We start from the raw sequence: 18,049 nt of genomic DNA on the forward strand, positions 1-18,049 counted from the left end.
AAATTGCCAACCAGCCAGGGGTAGACATGACCAGCCAAAGCCGCTCGCCAGCTGATCTTAGGAACATGTTTGGCGCCAATTTGCGTCAGCTTTCACACCAATACCCGTCGGTTTCTGAATTATCGCGCCAACTGGGCATCAACCGGACCCAATTCAACCGCTACCTCTCAGGGGAGAGCTTTCCGCGCCCTGACGTGCTGGACCGGATCTGCCGTTTCTTCGACGTGGACGCCCGCATTCTGCTGGACCCGGTGGAAAAGCTGTCCAAGGCCGGCAAGGTTGTAAACGGCGCTTTTCTGGCCGACTTCCTGGGCCGCGGCGTGCAGCAGCTGAGCGAGGAGTTTTTCCCGTCTGGGTTTTACCGGTTCACCCGCCGCAGTTTCATCAATGACGAAAAGTTCGTCATCGGCCTTGTCTACGTGTTCCGGGATGACGGCGTCACTTATATCAAGGGGTTCGAGGCCAAGGAGGCAATGTACAGCCAGGGGCTGTCCGCCACTCCGGGCGTGCGCGAATTCCGCGGCTATGTCAGCGGCCATGAAGACGGTGTCGCTTTTGTGATCGCCCGGCGCAAGGCGATGACCTATTCCTTCAACTACCTGGCCAGGGTGGCGTCGCTGGAGAACAATTTCTGGTCCGGCTACGTGGCCCGAACCGTCCGCGAAAGCGAAACCGGCGAACGGGTCACGCGTATGGTTTATGAGCATCTGGGCCGGGATACCAAACAGGTGCTGGACGCAGCCCGCAGCGCCGGGTTTGCCGAGGAGGAGGCGTTGTTGCCTTTTCACCGGCGCCTGCTGCAGACTCATCAGCCCTTCCGCTGACGCTACTTAGCGGCAACCTGGCGATAGATGTGCCAGGTGGCGTGCCCCAGCAGCGGCAGCACCAAAAACAAACCCAGGAACCAGGGCAGCAGTGCCGCAAAGGTCAGCGCGGAAATCATCCCCGCCCAAAGGATCATCACTGGGAAGTTCTGCTGCACATATTGGAAACTGGTGATCATTGCGGTGACAAAATCAACTTCCCTGTCCAGCAGCAGCGGCAGGGATATCACCGTGATCATATACAGCAGCAGCGCAAACAGTGCGCCCACAACTGTGCCCACCGCCAGCATGGTTACCCCGTTTGCGGTCAGAAACACTTCGGCCGAGCTGGAGATATTGGTCATCGTGGCATGCCCCAGGAACAGGGCAAAGATCATATGGCCCAGGAAGAACCAGAACAGAAACACAACGATGATAATGGCGCAGATCGATGGCAGCTGGCGGCGGCTTTGCTGCAGCACCACCCCCAGGATCCGCCCCACAGCAATGCCCCTGCCCTGTTCCAGCCGGTGCGACACCTCGTACAGGCCAACTGCCGCAAAAGGCCCGATCAGAGGAAAGCCGATAGCGGCCAGCACCAGCCAGTAAGTCGTGCCGGTCCGGACAGTCACCCAGGCCATGGCCCAGCCCGCCAGCACATAAAAGCCGGCAAAGAACAAGCCGTAGGCCGGCTTCCTCCGGTAGTCGGCCCAGCCCCGGCGCAGCGCCTCAAACAGCATTCCGGCTGAGACCGGCTGAAGCGGCGGCACTCCAAAGGGCTTCTCGGTGTTCATGGCGGTCTGTCCTCCCCTGCCCAGGCTCAGGTCCTTTGAAAAGCGGCATCAAAAATGTGCCATTCGACCCTAGCGGCATTACCGCCGCAATAAAATGTTTTGAGAATGCATGTTTATGAGTGCTGGCCTCGTCCGGCCAAGCCCAGAAAAAAAGGGCAGCCTCAATGGCCGCCCCGTTTCAAGTCCCGCTTGCTCCGCGCCTGCCGGCGCCCGGATTATTCCTCGCTTTGCGCATCCGCCCGGCTCTTGCCCGAGACGTTCAATGCCAGGGTTGCAGCCATAAACCCGTCCAGATCGCCGTCCAGCACGCCTTTGGTGTCGGAGGTCTCGTGACTGGTGCGCAGGTCCTTCACCATCTGATAGGGCTGCAGCACGTAGGAGCGGATCTGGTTGCCCCAGCCGGCATCGCCCTTGGCCTCGTGGGCTGCGTTGATCGCTTCGTTGCGGCGGTCAAGTTCCTGCTGGTAAAGGCGCGACTTCAGCGCCTTCATGGCGATATCCCGGTTCTGGTGCTGCGACTTCTCGGACGAGGTCACCACGATACCGGTCGGGATGTGGGTGATCCGAACCGCCGAGTCGGTGGTGTTCACGTGCTGGCCGCCCGCGCCCGAGGAGCGGTAGGTGTCGACACGGATATCCGAGGGGTTCACGTCGATCTCGATATTGTCGTCCACCACCGGATAGACCCAGACCGAGCTGAACGAAGTATGCCGCTTGGCCGCCGAGTCATAGGGTGAAATCCGCACCAGACGGTGCACACCGCTTTCGGATTTCAGCCAGCCATAGGCGTTGTGGCCGGAAATCTTGTAAGCCGCGGATTTGATGCCCGCCTCGTCGCCCGCGCTTTCGGACTGGAGTTCGACCTTGTAGCCCTTCTTCTCGGCCCAGCGCACATACATCCGCGCCAGCATAGACGCCCAGTCGCAGCTCTCGGTGCCGCCGGCGCCTGCGTTGATCTCAAGGAAGGTGTCGTTGGCATCGGCCTCGCCGTCCAGCAGCGCTTCCAGCTCCTTCTCGGCCGCCTTGACCTTCAGCGCAACCAGCGCCTCTTCGGCGTCTTTGACGACATCCTCGTCCTCTTCCATCTCACCCAGCTCAATAAGCTCGATGTTGTCGGACAGGTCCTGCTTGATGCCTTTGTAAGTATTGATGGAATCAACCAGCGCCTGGCGCTCGCGCATCAGCTTCTGCGCCGCCTCCGGGTCGTCCCACAGGTTCGGGTCCTCGACACGGGCGTTGAATTCCTCCAGCCGGAACTCCGCGGTTTCCCAATTCAACCGCTGAGCCAGCAGCTCCAGCGATTTTTCGATGTCCGACACGATGTTCTGGGTTTCCGCGCGCATGGGGTGTCCTTGCAATATCGAGGCAATCAAAGCTCAGGCCCGGGTGATAAACCACCCGTGCGCTGCGGGCAAGCCGCCAGACTGCCGCCGGCCTGCGCCGGCACAGCCAAATCAGCATTTAAAATGCCGAGCATTTTCCGGGGAAGAAAAACCGGGCCTTAACGCCGCTTCTCTATTCCTAAGTCCAAGACCGGCTGCCCGCGGAGGCGGCTTAAGAAGTTGGAGAACAAGGAACGATGCCCAGCGGATATCTTGTCCAGCTCGGAGATGGTTCGCTGGATCACGGCGATACCATCACGTCGACCTATGCCTCCTTCACCACCGACACCAATCTGGGTGCCGGCAACTGGAGCTGGACCGGCTGGCACGGCGGCAGCCCCTACACCAATGAAGTCGAAAGCGGCGTTTACTACCTGGCCACCAATGGCAATGTCTATTTCGTGCCCGACCTGGGGCCGGTGGACACGCTGACCTCGGCCACTGCGGACAATCCCCCGGCCTACACCGCCGAAGACGGCACCGTGGAAGGCACCGCCGCAGGCGAGCTGATCGACAACAGCTATACCGACGGCGACGGCGACCAGATCGACAATGGCAACGGCGGCGGCGCGTCCGGCAACCAGGACACGGTCGAGGCCGGGGCCGGCGACGACACCGTCGATGCCGGTGCCGATGACGACCTGATCCTCGGCGGCGAAGGCGCGGACAGCCTGGAGGGCGGTGCGGGTGCCGATACCATCTACGGCGACACCAGCACCGAGGCAGGCCTGTCCAGCTCGCAGGAAAGCATCGACGACAGCAATGCCACCGACACCTCCAGCGGTTTCACGGTCACTGCCAAGGATCTGGCAGGCAACGCCAATGCCGCCAATATCGACTATTATGACGGCGGCTTCGGGGTGGCAGGCGCGATCTCGGATTCCGACAGCGGCATTGATGCCCAGCTTGGCTACGACAAGGCCTCTGGCATCTCCGAAGAGCTGATCGTCGATTTCGACCAGGCCACCGACGACGCAAGCTTTACCTTCAAGCATCTCTTCACGTCGTCCGCCGGGGAAGTGGGCCACTGGGAAATCTACAAGGATGGCGTTCTGGTTGCCCAGGGCGACTTTACCGAAGACACCGCGGGCACCGGCACCGGCACGGTTGACATCAACGGTTATGGCGAGTTTGACCAACTGGTGCTGTCGGCCAAAGTCCAGACCGACCTGACCGACGGATCGGACTACACGATCTCAAACATCACCTTCACGGTGCCGCCTGAGGTCCCGCCGGACGGCAATGACAGCATCTCCGGCGGCGATGGCAACGATCTGATTTACGGCCAGGGCGGCGATGACACCCTTGTTGGCGGTGGCGGTACGGATACGCTGGAAGGCGGCGCGGGTGACGACAGCATTGTCGCAGGCGAAGGCGATTCCGCGACTGGCGGCGACGGTGACGACTACTTCACAATAGATTCCGATGCTGCCTTCATTACCGGTGACATCACAATCGTCGGCGGAGATGACGGAGAAACGGCGGGCGATACGCTGTATTTCAACGGCCAGCTCGATCCAGGCTCTCTGAACATCACCGATGACACGGGCGGCAGCAAGACAGGCACCGCAACACTGCTGGACGGCAGCACCGTTCATTTTTCAGGCATCGAAAACATCATCTGCTTCACCGCAGGTACCAGGATTGCCACCACAGCCGGCCTGCGCACCATCGAAACACTGCGCCCTGGCGATCAGGTGATCACCCGGGACAACGGGTTGCAGCCAGTGCGCTGGGTCAGCTGCTCCACGGTCCCGGCGGAGGGCAGCCTTGCTCCGGTGCGCATTCCGGCCGGCATGTTCGGTGCCGAGCGCGACCTGCTGATTTCGCCGCAGCACCGGATGCTTTACACCGGCTCGGGCGCCACGCTCTTGTGCGGCGACAGCGAAGTGCTGGTTTCTGCCCTGCATCTGGTCAACGGAACTTCAATCCGCCAGCAGCCCGGCGGCATGGTCACCTACGTGCATCTGCTGTTCGACCGGCATGAGATCATTTATGCCGAAGGCGCCCCTTCCGAAAGCTTCCATCCCGGCGCCCAGGCGGTTTCGGCTCTGGACGAGCCCGTGCGCGAAGAATTGTTCCGGATCATGCCTGATCTTCGCTGGAGCCCCGGCACCTACGGCGCCACGGCGCGCCAGTGCATGGCGCGCCACGAGGCCGTGTTTCTGGTGTAGGCTTCCCGGGTCAAAGCTCTGTGCCGGGAAGCCCTGCCCCCTTCCCGCAGGCAAAGCCATCTTAATTGGAGCACACAGAATTCAGCCGACGTGCAAATGCGACGAGTTTGCCTTCAGCACCCGGCGCCCCTCCATCGCTGCAGCGCCACCCGATGCTCCGAATGGCACGGCCCGCTCAGTAAAGCCCGCCGGAGCTGATAGTGCCAAAGGTTGCCTTGGGCCCCAGAACCGCAGTGCCGCCGCTGGAGGTGACCACCTTGCGGCCTGCCTCCTGTACCTCTTCGACTAGCGGCAGGTTCGATCCCATGGCAAAACCGCCATCATAGGTCAGGCCGAAGATCGGCTCGAAGCCATCGCGGAAATATTCTGCCACCACATATGCGCCTGACGCCTCATCCGGCAGCCGGGCGCCGGTATAGCGGTCGATCTTGATGAAATGGCCGCCTTCCGGCACCTCGAACGGGCCGCCGCCGAATTTCTCGGTCGCTTTGGTCATGAACTGCTGGAACACCGGTCCACACATGGTGCCGCCATAGGCGCCGCGGCCCATCGGGCGGGGCTGGTCAAAACCCATGTAGCAGCCGGCCACGATGTTCGAAGTGAAGCCCACAAACCAGACATCGCGGGAGTCGTTGGTGGTGCCGGTTTTGCCCGCGGCGGGCACCGGCAGGTTGATCACGCTCGACGCCGTGCCGCGATCCACCACGCCCTTCATCATCGAGGTCAGCTGGTAGGCGGTAATCGGATCCATCACCTGCTCTCGGTCGGTGACGATCCGCGGCGCCTGGCCCGGGACCAGATTAGGATCGGCGCAGTCGACGCAGTCGCGGTCGTCATGCCGGTAGATCGTGTTGCCGAAACGGTCCTGTACCCGGTCAACCAGGGTCGGCTGCACCCGTTCGCCGCCGTTGGCAAACATCGCATAAGCCGCCACCATCTTATAAAGCGTGGTCTCTTCTGCCCCCAGCGAGTTGGCCAGGAACGCGCCCATATTGTCGTAAACGCCAAAGCGTTCGGCATAGCCCGCAACCACCGGCATCCCGACCTCCTGCGCCAGGCGGATGGTCATCAGGTTCCGGCTCATCTCGATACCGGTGCGCAAGGGGGTCGGTCCGTAGAACTTGTTGGTTGAGTTCTTCGGCCGCCACAGGCCCTGCGGCGTATTGATCTCGATCGGCGCGTCAATCACGATGGTGGCCGGGCTGTAGCCGCTGTCCAGCGCCGCCGCATAGACAAACGGCTTGAAACTGGAGCCCGGCTGGCGCAGCGCCTGGGTCGCGCGGTTGAACACCGAATGCTGGTAGGAGAAGCCCCCCTGCATCGCCAGAACCCGGCCGGAGTTCACGTCCATCGCGACAAAACCGCCCTGCACTTCCGGCACCTGCCGCAGCGACCAATGGCTGAATTCGCCGTTCTTCACTTCGGCCCGCACCAGCACCACATCGCCGCGGCTGATGTTGTCCCTGAAGCTGCCCTTCATCCACTTGATGTCCGAGCGCGGCACGGTGCCGGTCCCCTCAGTGCCTTCGACACCCACGGTCAGAGACTGGTCGCCAACTTCCAGCGCAACGGCTGGATACCACTTGCCGCCCAGATCAATGTCACGGGACACCTCGGCCGCCGCCAGCGCCTCTCGCCAGGCGGCTTCATCCGCCAGCTGCGCCTCTTCCAGCGCCACGCCTGTGCCGCGCCAGATGCCGCGCGAGCGGTCGTATTTCTGCAAACCTGCACGCATCGCCACTGCGGCCTCGGCCTGCATCTCGTGGTCGATGGTGGCCCGAACGGTAAAGCCGCCGGTAAAGAACTCACCCTCGCCGAAGTCCTGGGTCAGCTGGCGGCGGATTTCATCCGTGAAGTAATCCCGCGGCGGCAGTGCGGTGCGGAACCCCTCGAAGTCGCCGTTCTGAACCGAGCGCAGTGGCTGCGCCACCTCGACCTCATAAACATCATCCGAGATATAGCCGTTCTCGCGCATCTCCCGCAGCACGTAGTTACGGCGTGCCAGCAGGCGTTCCTTGCGGCGAACCGGATGGTAGTCCGACGGCGCCTTGGGCATCGACGCCAGGGTTGCCGCCTCATGCGGGGCTAGCTCGCCCAGGGTCTTGTTGAAATAGGTCTGCGCCGCGGCAGTCACACCGTATGAGTTCTGCCCCAGGAAGATCTCATTCAGATACAGCTCCAGGATCCGTTCCTTGTCGAGCGTCTCCTCCAGCCGGGTGGCAAGGATGATCTCCTTGATCTTGCGTTCGGCCCGGCGGTCGCCGGACAGCAGGAAGTTTTTCATCACCTGCTGGGTGATGGTCGAGGCGCCGCGCACATTCTTGCCGCGCGACTGCACCGCTTCGATGGCTGCTGCAGCAATACCGCGGGCGTCATAGCCCTTGTGCGAGTAGAAATTCTTGTCTTCGGCCGAGATGAAGGCCTGTTTCACCAGATCCGGAATTTCTTCCGAGGGCGTGAACAGACGGCGCTCCTTGGCAAACTCGTCAATCAGATGCCCCTCGCCCGAATAGATCCGGCTGATCGTCGGCGGCTGGTATTGGGCCAGCGACTCATGGCTCGGCAAATCCCGGCCGTAGATCCAGAACACCGCTCCCACGGTCAGCGCCACCATCGCCACCCCAAGGGTGATGGTGCTGAAGATGGAACCAAAGAAGGAGAGTATGAACCTGAGCACGGGTTTGGCCTTTCTCGCGAGGTGCCGCCTATATAGGCGCGCCGGTCCCCGGGGTCAAAACTGGAAACAGCGAATATATGCCGGGCGGAACGGGAGAATCCTAGCACATTTCCCCGCAGCTTGCCGGGTCTTACGCAGCGGGAGCGCCAAGGGCATAGTCACAAAACTGGCATTGCTGCAGGGTCAGGCCGTTTTCGCCGTATTCCATCACCGTCAGCGCAGGCGCCTCGGCAGCAGGCTGGAAACTGTCCCAGTCCCATGCAGGCCGTGGCGGCGGCGCCTGGTACAGCACGGATTTTGCAGTGGTAAAGGGAATTCCGCCCACTGACCCGGAACACGGCCGGTGCACATGGCCGGCCAGCAAATGCAGCACATTAGGATAGCTCGCAAGCAGCTCCAGAATGTCGCTGCCGTTCTGCAAATTGTCCGGGTCCAGCATCGGCAGCCCCAGTTTCATCGGCGGATGATGCATCGCCACCACCGCGGGGCGCCCGTCCAAACTGTCCAGTTGCCTCTTCAGCCAGCCCAATCGCTCATCGCACAGAAACCCAGCCCCTTCTCCCGGAATCAGCGTGTCCAGGCAGAGCACCGCCAGTTCTCCGAAATCTGCCCGGTACTGAACAAAACCCGGCATCGCACTCTCTGGCAAAGGCAGACCCTGCCGCAAGGCCGCCCGGTCATCATGATTGCCCGTCAGCGGCAGAACCGGCATTGGCAATTCGTTAAGGAACCCTTGTAACACCCTGTAATTACGCTCAGTTCCGGTTTCCACCAGATCTCCGGTAATCAAACAGGCCGCAGCATCGCCATGATGCGCAGCAATGTAGCCCACCGCGGCCTGCAGCCGTTGCCTGGGGTCATGGCCCAGCACAAGGCCTTCGGCCTCAAAATGCAAATCCGACATCCAGATCAGCTTCATCGCCGCCCCCTATTGCCGTACCAAAGCCCGGCGGGCGTCGTCCTCGATGCGCCAGGCAATCAGCCCGTTCAGAATGCCGCGCGCCGCCTTGGCACGCCATTCCGGATCCACCAGATTCTCCAGATCACGCTTGCTGGACAGAAAACCGATCTCCACCAGCACCGAGGGAATATCCGCTGATTTCAGCACCGAGAACCCAGCCGAGCGCAGCGGCCTGTTGTTGATCGGCTGGCCCTGCGCACGCAGGCCATCGATAATCGCAGCCGCCAAGGCGTTGGTCCGCGGCTGTGTCTCTTGCCGCGCCAGATCCAGCATCACGCTAGTTACCCGGTCGTCGGCCTCACTCAGGTCCGTGCCCGACAGCAGGTCGCCGCGCAGATGCCGTTCCGCCAGCTTCTCGGAGGCGACATCCGAAGCCTCCTTGGAGAGCGTGTAGACGGTCGAACCGTGCGCCCGCCCCTCGGAAATCGTATCCGCATGCAGCGAGATGAACACATCCGCCCCCGCCTGATGCGCCAGCGCGATGCGGCGCTCCAGCGAGACAAAGTAATCGTCGTCCCGGGTCATCTGCACCGTGAACTGGCCCGAGCGGATCAGCACCTCGCCCAGTTCCCGCGCAAATTGCAGCATCAGGTGTTTCTCGACCACATGGCCGCTGTGGTGGTCCCGCTCGGCGCCCGGATCAATACCGCCGTGACCCGGGTCCAGCATCACCAGCAAAGGTGCGTTTTCGTCCCGCTCCCCGCGGCCCTGAACCACCTCCGGCGCAGGCAGGTCCCAGCGCGGATCCTTGGGTGCGCCCGCCGTGGCAGCAAACTCCCCCGCGGTGGCAGGCTCCAGCGACACCATCAGCCGGGCAGAAGCGGTCACCTGATCCACTTTCATCGCCGCCTGGGCCACTTTCATCGGCGCCGCAAGCTCCAGCACCAGCCGCGACCAGCCTGGAACATAAGTCCCGAACTGGGCAGCGGTAATCAGTTCCCCCTGCAGCAGCGCCTCAGGCGTCAGCCCGGTCCAGTCCACTTCCTGAAAATCCAGCACCAGCCGCGGCGGCCCGTCCAGGGTGAACAGACGGAACGGCACACCCTGGCTCAAACCCAGCGACACTTCCGCCCCCTGCCAGGCATCCGTCACCCGGCTGGTGTCGGCATCAATGCGGGCCAAGCCGCTGAACCCTTGCGCCCAGGCGCCCGCGGCCAGCATCCAAATCAATGCGGTAAGTTTGAACAGTCTGCCCATGCCACGCCTCTTGGTCTTTTGGCGGGCAGACTATGCAATTTGCGCAGCATTGAAAATCCGCCTTCTGCGCTCAGCCGCGCTCCGCCATGAACCGTTCCAGCCGCGCGAGGCCCTCCTCGATATCGGCAGTGGAGCGCGCATAGGAGAACCGCAGCGTTGTAGCGCCGCGCACCGGGTCGAAATCGAGACCAGGCGTCACCGCAACCCCGGCCTTTTCAAGGATTTCCGCGGCAAAGCTGCGGCTGTCCTGTGTCAGGTCCGACACATCGGCATAGACATAAAACGCCCCGTCCGGCGGCGCGATCCTGCTGAACCCGGCCTTGGGCAGCCCGTCCAGCATCAGTTGGCGGTTCTTTGCGTAAACCGCCAGGTTCCCGCGCAGTTCCTCTTCGCAGTCCATCGCCGCCAGCGCCGCCACCTGGCTCGCGTGCGGCGCGCAGATGAACATGTTCTGGGCGATGCGCTCCACCACACGCACGTGATCCTCGGGCACAACCATCCAGCCGACCCGCCAGCCAGTCATCGAGAAGAACTTGGAGAAGGAGTTGATGACGTAGCACTCATCCGTCAGCTCCAGCGCTGTGACCGCCTTCGCCTCATACTCCAGCCCGTGATAGATCTCGTCGGAGATAAAACTGGCCCCTTCGCCCCGCGCCGCATCAATCAGCGCGCCCATCGCCGCATGATCCAGCATGGTGCCCGTCGGATTGGCAGGCGAGGCGACCATCAGCCCGGCCAGGTCCTGCCCCTTCAGATCCGCTGCCACCGGCTGCAGCCGGTTTTCCGGGGCGGTCTGGATATCAACGGGCGTCAGCCCCAGCGCCTTCAGGATCTGCCGGTACGAAGGATAACCCGGCGCCCCGATCCCGACCCGGTCGCCGCTGTCAAACAGTGCGGTAAAACTCAGCAAAAAGGCGCCCGAAGACCCCGGCGTCACAATCACCCGCTCCGGGTTCAGATCGACGTTGTACCATTCGCCGTACATCTGCGCGATCCGCTTGCGCAAGCTTGGCAGGCCCAGGGCCACCGTGTACCCCAACGCGTTGTTTTCAAGCGATGACGCCAGCGCCTTCAGCGCCCCCGAAGGCGCCCCGGTCGAAGGCTGTCCCACCTCCATGTGGATGACGTGGCGTCCGGCTTCTTCGGCCTTGCGGGCGGCCTCCATCACGTCCATCACAATGAAGGGATCGACCTCTGACCGGGTTGAGTTTCGCATGCTGATCTCCCATGGTGCGCGCATGAGTTTTGACCGTTTCTTCCGGCTGGCGTCAATCCCGGCTCTGATGCTTTGCCTGCTGTTTCAGTTTGCGGCCGGCACGGTGCAGGCGGCGTCGATTTCGCTGCTGCGGGACCCGGATATCGAACACGGGCTGAACCGGTTGTCCGCTCCGGTGCTGCGGGCGGCGGGGCTCAACGCCAACAGGGTCCGGATACTGCTGGTCAACGATTCTTCGTTCAACGCCTTTGTCGTCGATTCCAGAACGATTTTCGTGAATTACGGGCTGATCCTCAAGGTGACCTCACCTGAGATGCTGCAAGCGGTGATCGCCCATGAGGCCGCCCATATCACCAATGGCCACCTGGCGCGCCGGATGCAGAACCTGCGCTCCGCCGGCAGCGCTGCGGGCCTGGGTGTCGCCCTGGCGGTGATCGCCGCGGCGGCCGGCGCCGGCGAAGCGGCCGGCGGGATCGCCCTCGGCACCCAGAACTCCGCCCTGCGCGGGTTTCTCGCCCATACCCGGGCCGAAGAAAGCTCGGCCGACCGCTCGGCTGCGGACTATCTGAACCGGGCCGGCATCAGTCCTCAGGGCCTGGTCGACCTGCACCGCGCCTTTGCGGGCCAGGAAGTGCTGAGCACATCCAGCCAGGATCCCTACACCCGCTCCCACCCCTTGAGCCGCGACCGCATGCGCGCCGCCCAGGCCTATCTCGCGGCCTATGGCGACAAGGGGCAGACCAGCGCCGATGCGAACTACTGGTTTGCCAGAGTGCGCGGCAAGCTTTCGGCCTTTACCCGGGCGCCGAAATGGACCCTGCGGCGGGTGCGCGAAGAGCAGTACAAGGATGTGCGGCTGATGCGCGAAGCCGCAGCCTTCCACCGGCAGAACAATCTGGACAAGGCCCTGAAGGCAATCAACGGCGCCCTGGCCGCCCGCCCTTCGGACCCGTTCTACCACGAAATGAAGGGCCAGATCCTGATCGAGAACCGGCAATGGAACGCCGCTTTGTCCGCCTATGGCAAGGCTGTCAGCCTGGCCGCACGGGACCCCCTGATCCTCGCGGGTTACGGCCGTGCCCAGCTGGCCGCAGGCCAGCCCAAGGCGGCGCTCCGGACGATGGAAAAGGCCCGCGCCATCGACTTCCGCAATACAGTGCTGCTGCGGGATATGTCTCTGGCCTACGCCAAGACCGGGCAGCGCGGCCTGGCCTCGCTGGTCACCGCCGAACGCTATGCCCTGCAAGGGCGTCTGAATGACGCCGGAATTCACGCCAAACGGGCCGTCGCCCTGCTGCCCGCAGGCTCCGCCGCGGCGCGCCGCGCGCAGGATGTGCTGACGGCCTATGAACAAGCTCAGAAAAGGAAAAGACGCAAATGAAGCTTTTCACCCGCACCGCAACGGCGGCCGCCACCGCCCTCGCCCTGCAGGGCGCCCCGGCCCAGGCCTTTGATATCAACAGCATGTCCGAAGCCGAGCGCAAGGCCTTTGGCCAGCAGGTGCGGGAATACATTCTCGCCAACCCGGAACTGATCCTCGAAGCCGTAGACCTGCTGGAACAGCGCCAACAGCAGGCAGAAGCGGCCCGCGATGACGTGCTGGTTGCCGACAACCTGGAAGAGCTGGTGAACGACGGCTATTCCTGGGTTGGCGGCAACCCGGACGGCGACATCACCCTGGTCGAGTTCATGGACTACCGCTGCGGCTATTGCCGCCGGGCGGCCCCGGAAGTTGCCAAACTGCTGAAAAGCGACGGCAATATCCGCCTGGTGATCAAGGAATTCCCGATCCTGGGCGAAGCCTCAGTACTGTCCTCCCGCTTTGCCGTAGCGGCCAAGCATGTGGCCGGCGATGACGCCTACAAGCAGGTGCATGACGCGCTGATCGACTTTGGAGCTGAACCCAATGACGTCGCCCTGCGCCGCCTGGCCGACGGGCTGGGCCTGGATGCCGAGGCGATTTTCGCCAAGATGGACAGCGAAGAAGTGACTGCGGAACTGCGCCAAACCCGCGCCCTGGCGCAGCGGATGGCAATTTCCGGCACCCCGACCTTTGTGCTGGGCAACGAACTGCTGCGCGGCTACCTGCCGGCTGATCAGATGGAAGTCATGGTGGCAGAGATCCGCGATCAGCGCAGCTGATCCTCAATCGGGGAAGCCGGGGCTCTGCCCCGGACCCCGGGGTATTTCAGACCAGAAAGAAGCAGCGGGGGCCTGCCCCTATTCCGCCGCATCCTGGGCCGCCTCGATCCGGGCGGCCTTTTTCTCGACCTCTTCGACGATGTGGTCGACCATCTGTTCGTTGGACATCTTGTGGCTGGCCTTGCCCGCCAGATAGACCATGCCGGAGCCGGCCCCGCCGCCGGTGAAGCCGACATCGGTCATCAGCGCCTCGCCCGGGCCGTTTACTACGCAGCCGATGATCGAAAGGCTCATGGGGGTCTTCACATGCTCCAGGCGTTTTTCCAGGGTTTCCACCGTCTTGATCACGTCAAACCCCTGCCGCGCGCAGGAGGGGCAGGAGATGATGTTGACGCCGCGGTGGCGCAGGCCTAGGGACTTGAGGATCTCAAAGCCCACCTTCACCTCTTCCACCGGATCAGCGGACAGGCTCACGCGCAGTGTGTCGCCGATGCCCATCCACAGAAGCTGTCCCAAGCCGATGGCCGATTTGATGGTGCCGGAAACAAAGCCGCCGGCCTCGGTGATCCCTAAGTGGATCGGCGCATCGGTGGCCTCGGCCAGCTGCTGATAGGCAGCCGCCGACATGAACACATCCGACGCTTTCACCGAGATCTTGAACTCGTGGAAATCATGATCCTGCAGGATGCGGATATGGTCGAGGCCGCTCTCTACCATCGCCTCCGGGCAGGGTTCGCCGTATTTGTCCAAGAGGTGCTTTTCCAGGGAGCCGGCATTGACCCCGATGCGGATCGAGCAATTGTGGTCGCGGGCTGCCTTGATCACCTCGGCCACGCGTTTTTCATCGCCGATGTTGCCCGGGTTGATGCGCAGGCAGGCCGCGCCCGCCTCGGCCGCCTCGATGCCGCGCTTGTAATGGAAATGGATGTCGGCGACGATCGGCACCGGGCTTTCGCGCACGATTTCCTTCAGCGCCTTGGAGGAGGCTTCATCCGGCACCGAGATCCGCACCAGATCGGCGCCCGCTTCTGCCGCTGCCTGCACCTGGGCCACAGTTGCCGCCACATCGGTGGTCAGCGTGTTGGTCATGGTTTGCACCGCAATCGGAGCGTCGCCGCCGATGGCGACATTGCCCACGTGGATCTGGCGGCTTTTGCGGCGCTCGATATGGCGCCAGGGGCGGATGTGGTTCATCGACATGAAGCGGGTGTCCCGGCTGGATCCTGTTAGCAGCTAGATACGCGCTGACAGGCGGCGCTGCAATGGCAGCCCGCTGCATCCGCCGGATTCACAGGGATTATTCGGCGGGCTGTTCCGCCTGCAGTTCAGCCACCAGAGTGGCCAGCGCCTGATTGCGGCCATCGGACAGATCCGCCAGTTCAAAGCGGCCGGTGATCGCATCCATCGACAGGTCGATATTCTTGGACACCTGCCCGCGCTCGCCAACGGGGCCGAAATGTTCGCCGTTCACGGCAAAATAGATGGCGCTGCTTTCGCCGGTGCGCAGCCGCGGCGCATCTTCGGTCAAAGGCACCTCAAACCGCTGGCCCGCATCCATGATGGTTTCCAGGATCACGCTGCCATCCGCCGCGGTGACCTGCACCCAGGAGGGCCGCACCGCCACCATCTCAACCCCGGGCTTGACCTCGGCCACCACCTGCGGAACCGGCTGCTGCAGAGCATTCTCTTCAAACGAAATTCTGGCCTCGGCCAGGGCGACAGTCGGCAACTCCGGCACGGTGAAATTGCCAAAAGCGGAAGGGTCCAGTGTAGAGATCGGCGCATCGCGCGCCACCAGAACCGGCACGTCCAGCGCTTGCGGCCGGTACAGCCGGTCCAGCGCCTCGGCCGCGGGATCCGCTGCCCCCTCGGCCACCTGCAGCACTGCGCTGTTCAGCGGGTCAAGATCCGCCAGAACCGCCGGGGTCTGGTCCACTGGCGCAAACTGCACCTGCTGGATTTCCTTCAGCACCGACCAGCCGCCATAGCCGATGCCGCCGATGAGCGACGCCAGCACCAGCAGCGAGCCCACTGCCCGCAGCTCAATCTGGCTGAGAATACCCGCAGGCGCCGGGATAAACGGCGTGCCGGGCGCGGCAAAGGCATCACCGCCGAGCCCGGTTGCAGCGGACGCAGGGGCGCTGCCGGGCTTGCTGCGGCTCGAGGCCTCGGCCGACATGCCATGGGCCACGGTAAAGCCGCTTTCCTTGCAGAAGTCCTGGAAAGCCTCTTCCGGGTCCATGTTCAGATAGCGGGCATAAGAACGCACATACCCGGCAATGAAGCCGGGTGTGTCAAAGGCGGTGGGGTCGGAATTTTCGATGGCAGCGATATAGGAAGCCTTGATCCGCAGCTCGCGCTGGACGTCGAGCAGCGATTTGCCCATCGTCGCCCGCTCGCCGCGCATCACGTCGCCGAGCTTCAGTTCGAAGTCGTCGAAGCCTTTCGGCTCCACGACCTCGCCACGCTCTTCATGCTTGCGGGTAAACCGCCCGATCATGCCTGCCGTCCCATTAATGCCTGCCGCAATCTGTTCAGAGTGGTGAAAGAATCACAGATGCGACTCAAATCCACTCATTGATTGACAACACGGTAACACACTCAGAGTAAATTTACACTGATCAGTATGTTACCCGGCAAGTTCGGCACGATTCAGCGCACAATGCGACCACAATGCGTCCATCGCATGGACCAGTGCGTCGATTTCCTTGGGGCCATGCACCGGAGAGGGTGTAAACCGCAGCCGTTCGGTGCCGCGCGGCACGGTCGGGAAGTTGATCGGCTGCACGTAGATCCCGTAGTCTTCCAGCAGATGGTCGGACAGCACCTTGGTGTGGACCGGGTTGCCGACAATCACCGGCACGATGTGGCTGCCGTGATCAATGATCGGCAGGCCCAGCCCTTTCAGGCGCAGCTTAAGAACCTTGGCCTGGTCCTGATGCTTGTCGCGCAGATCCTGTGCGCCTTTCAGATGGGCAACCGAGGCCGCGGCCCCTGCTGCCACCGACGGCGCCAGCGAAGTCGTGAAGATGAAGCCCGGCGCATAAGAGCGGATCGCGTCGCACATCTTGGCCGAGGCCGCGATATAGCCGCCCATTACGCCATAGGCCTTGGCCAGGGTGCCGTTGATGATGTCGATGCGGTGGGCCAGGCGGTCACGCTCGGTGACGCCGCCGCCGCGGGGGCCGTACATGCCGACCGCGTGGACTTCGTCGATATAGGTCAGCGCGCCGAATTCATCCGCCAGGTCGCAGATTGCCTCGATCGGGCCAAAGTCGCCGTCCATCGAATAAACCGATTCAAAGGCGATCAGTTTGGGCGCCTTCGGATCGTCGGCTTCCAAAAGCTCGCGCAGATGCGCCACGTCATTGTGGCGGAAGATGCGCTTGGCGCCGCCGTTGCGGCGCACGCCTTCGATCATCGAGGCATGGTTCAGCGCATCGGAATAGATGATCAGGCCCGGGAACAGCTTGGGCAGCGTGCTCAGCGTCGCATCATTGGCGATATAGGCCGAGGTGAACAGCAGCGAAGCTTCCTTGCCGTGCAGGTCGGCCAGTTCGGCCTCCAGCTGCTTGTGATAGACCGTGGTGCCCGAGATGTTGCGGGTGCCGCCCGAGCCTGCGCCGGTCGAGTCGATGGCGTCATGCATCGCATCCAGCACCACCGGATGCTGGCCCATGCCCAGGTAGTCGTTGCCGCACCAGACAGTAATGTCCTGCCGGCTGCCGTCCGGACGGGTCCAGACCGCATGCGGGAAGTGGCCCTTCTTGCGCTCGATATCGATAAAGGTCCGGTAACGGCCTTCATCGTGCAGGCTGGCAATCGCTGCGTCCAGTTTCGCGGTATAGTCCACCGGCATCTCCATGGCTTCAAGCGTCCCCCCAGGGCACGCGGGCTGTGTAAAGGGCACGGCCTACTGGCGATGCGGCCACATTCACGGTCCCGAATGACTACCGCAGGCGCCCCTTCCGATCAACTGATTACGCGCCGCCTAGGGTGCGCAACATTGATGCAGGTCAAATAGAACTTAAAGAATGCCCCGGCAAGAACGCCTGCGCCAAGTCAAACCCCGTTTGCGTCCTATTTGCCGCGCTTTCGGGGACCGAATGCGCAGGATCGGAAACCTTTGATACGGCAGTTCCAAACATTCTTGCTTCCAGCGATTGAGCTGCCCCCCATCTGGATGCCCTTTGTGTAGGATACCGTCATTCTCCCGCCACCTTGCGAGCCCAATTTTTCCATTGAAGCCCACGCTGCAAAGTTCCCCTGAATGATGGCCAGCAAGGATTGCCCCAGTTTTCCGACCGCTTTCGGCAAGGGAGCTCAAGAAAATCTGCTATGCATGAGTTTACCAGCACAGACCAATCTACTAGCTCTAGTGAAAGAAACAGCTCACCCAACCTGGAGAAGCGGCCTTGCAGCAGGAAGACAAGGAACTGCCAGCTTGGCTTTCGCTTCTAATCCTGCTCTGGCCCCTGGCTCTTTGGGTTGCCGGATTTATCATTTCGCAGGCAGCTCAAACAGGCGGCTGTAAAATATGGGCCAAAGGGCCAGAAGAGTGCATCTTCCTCGGCACCAACATTGGGGAGCTCATTTATCCGCTTTGGTCCTTGGGCTTCTATCTGCCTTTTGTGCTGTTGTGGGTGCCATGCGGGTTGATCATTCTGGGCATTATCCGGTTTGCTCTTCGCAACGCCCGCTGA

General features: G+C 62.5%; 14 protein-coding genes. 5 read left to right on the plus strand and 9 right to left on the minus strand.

All coding sequences use genetic code 11. From position 1 onward, the window contains the following. Positions 1-26 precede the first annotated feature (26 nt). On the plus strand, positions 27-824 hold the full coding sequence (locus tag RA19_RS12530; protein ID WP_193748267.1) for a helix-turn-helix domain-containing protein: 798 nt from the start codon (positions 27-29) through the stop codon (positions 822-824). A gap of 2 nt (positions 825-826) precedes the next feature. Here RA19_RS12530 and RA19_RS12535 read toward each other — a convergent pair whose 3' ends face one another. Then, entirely contained in the window at positions 827-1,597 is a 771-nt protein-coding gene (locus RA19_RS12535; RefSeq protein ID WP_039163061.1) for a DUF2189 domain-containing protein, read from the minus strand. A 215-nt stretch (positions 1,598-1,812) separates the two neighbouring features. After that, positions 1,813-2,940, minus strand: coding sequence for a peptide chain release factor 2 (gene prfB / locus RA19_RS12540; RefSeq protein ID WP_039163062.1), 1,128 nt, complete (start codon positions 2,938-2,940; stop codon positions 1,813-1,815). Positions 2,941-3,176: 236 nt separating this feature from the next. On the opposite strand from prfB, the gene RA19_RS12545 reads away from it, so the two are divergent. Beyond that, positions 3,177-5,153, plus strand: a complete 1,977-nt coding sequence (locus tag RA19_RS12545) for a Hint domain-containing protein (RefSeq protein WP_039163066.1) — start codon at positions 3,177-3,179, stop codon at positions 5,151-5,153. Between the two features lie 175 nt (positions 5,154-5,328). Here RA19_RS12545 and RA19_RS12550 read toward each other — a convergent pair whose 3' ends face one another. From RA19_RS12550 to RA19_RS12565, 4 genes are all read right to left on the minus strand, one after another. Beyond that, positions 5,329-7,830 carry a penicillin-binding protein 1A gene (locus RA19_RS12550; protein WP_039163067.1) on the minus strand — a complete coding sequence of 834 codons (2,502 nt, stop codon included), beginning with the start codon at positions 7,828-7,830 and terminating at the stop codon, positions 5,329-5,331. Positions 7,831-7,960: 130 nt separating this feature from the next. Then, a complete protein-coding gene (locus RA19_RS12555; protein WP_039163069.1) occupies positions 7,961-8,749 on the minus strand; it encodes a phosphodiesterase in 789 nt (262 codons plus the stop codon). A gap of 9 nt (positions 8,750-8,758) precedes the next feature. Further along, the gene (locus RA19_RS12560; protein WP_039163070.1) at positions 8,759-9,988 is read right to left on the minus strand and encodes an N-acetylmuramoyl-L-alanine amidase; all 1,230 of its coding nucleotides are present in this window, start codon (positions 9,986-9,988) and stop codon (positions 8,759-8,761) included. A gap of 70 nt (positions 9,989-10,058) precedes the next feature. Then, a complete protein-coding gene (locus tag RA19_RS12565) occupies positions 10,059-11,204 on the minus strand; it encodes a pyridoxal phosphate-dependent aminotransferase (protein ID WP_039163073.1) in 1,146 nt (381 codons plus the stop codon). Here RA19_RS12565 and RA19_RS12570 point away from each other — a divergent pair. Both RA19_RS12570 and RA19_RS12575 read left to right on the plus strand, forming a co-directional pair. Next, a complete protein-coding gene (locus RA19_RS12570; protein ID WP_039163075.1) occupies positions 11,203-12,585 on the plus strand; it encodes a M48 family metalloprotease in 1,383 nt (460 codons plus the stop codon). The two genes, RA19_RS12565 and RA19_RS12570, sit on opposite strands and share 2 nt — an antisense overlap. Next, on the plus strand, positions 12,582-13,346 hold the full coding sequence (locus RA19_RS12575; protein ID WP_039163077.1) for a DsbA family protein: 765 nt from the start codon (positions 12,582-12,584) through the stop codon (positions 13,344-13,346). Before RA19_RS12570 ends, RA19_RS12575 begins: the two co-directional genes overlap by 4 nt. A 78-nt stretch (positions 13,347-13,424) precedes the next feature. On the opposite strand, the gene ispG is transcribed toward RA19_RS12575, so the two are convergent. The 3 genes from ispG to hemA all read right to left on the minus strand — a co-directional run bounded on the left by ispG (position 13,425) and on the right by hemA (position 17,211). Beyond that, positions 13,425-14,546: a flavodoxin-dependent (E)-4-hydroxy-3-methylbut-2-enyl-diphosphate synthase gene (gene ispG, locus RA19_RS12580; protein WP_039163080.1), complete on the minus strand. Its 1,122-nt coding sequence runs from the start codon at positions 14,544-14,546 to the stop codon at positions 13,425-13,427. 97 nt (positions 14,547-14,643) lie between these two features. Beyond that, the gene (locus RA19_RS12585; RefSeq protein WP_039163082.1) at positions 14,644-15,846 is read right to left on the minus strand and encodes a helix-turn-helix domain-containing protein; all 1,203 of its coding nucleotides are present in this window, start codon (positions 15,844-15,846) and stop codon (positions 14,644-14,646) included. Between the two features lie 129 nt (positions 15,847-15,975). After that, a complete protein-coding gene (gene hemA / locus RA19_RS12590; protein WP_241479062.1) occupies positions 15,976-17,211 on the minus strand; it encodes a 5-aminolevulinate synthase in 1,236 nt (411 codons plus the stop codon). A gap of 550 nt (positions 17,212-17,761) precedes the next feature. On the opposite strand from hemA, the gene RA19_RS12595 reads away from it, so the two are divergent. Next, positions 17,762-18,049, plus strand: coding sequence for a hypothetical protein (locus tag RA19_RS12595; protein ID WP_039163083.1), 288 nt, complete (start codon positions 17,762-17,764; stop codon positions 18,047-18,049).

This window comes from Leisingera sp. ANG-M1, assembly GCF_000813745.1.
In the GTDB taxonomy this organism is placed as follows: Bacteria; Pseudomonadota; Alphaproteobacteria; order Rhodobacterales; family Rhodobacteraceae; genus Leisingera.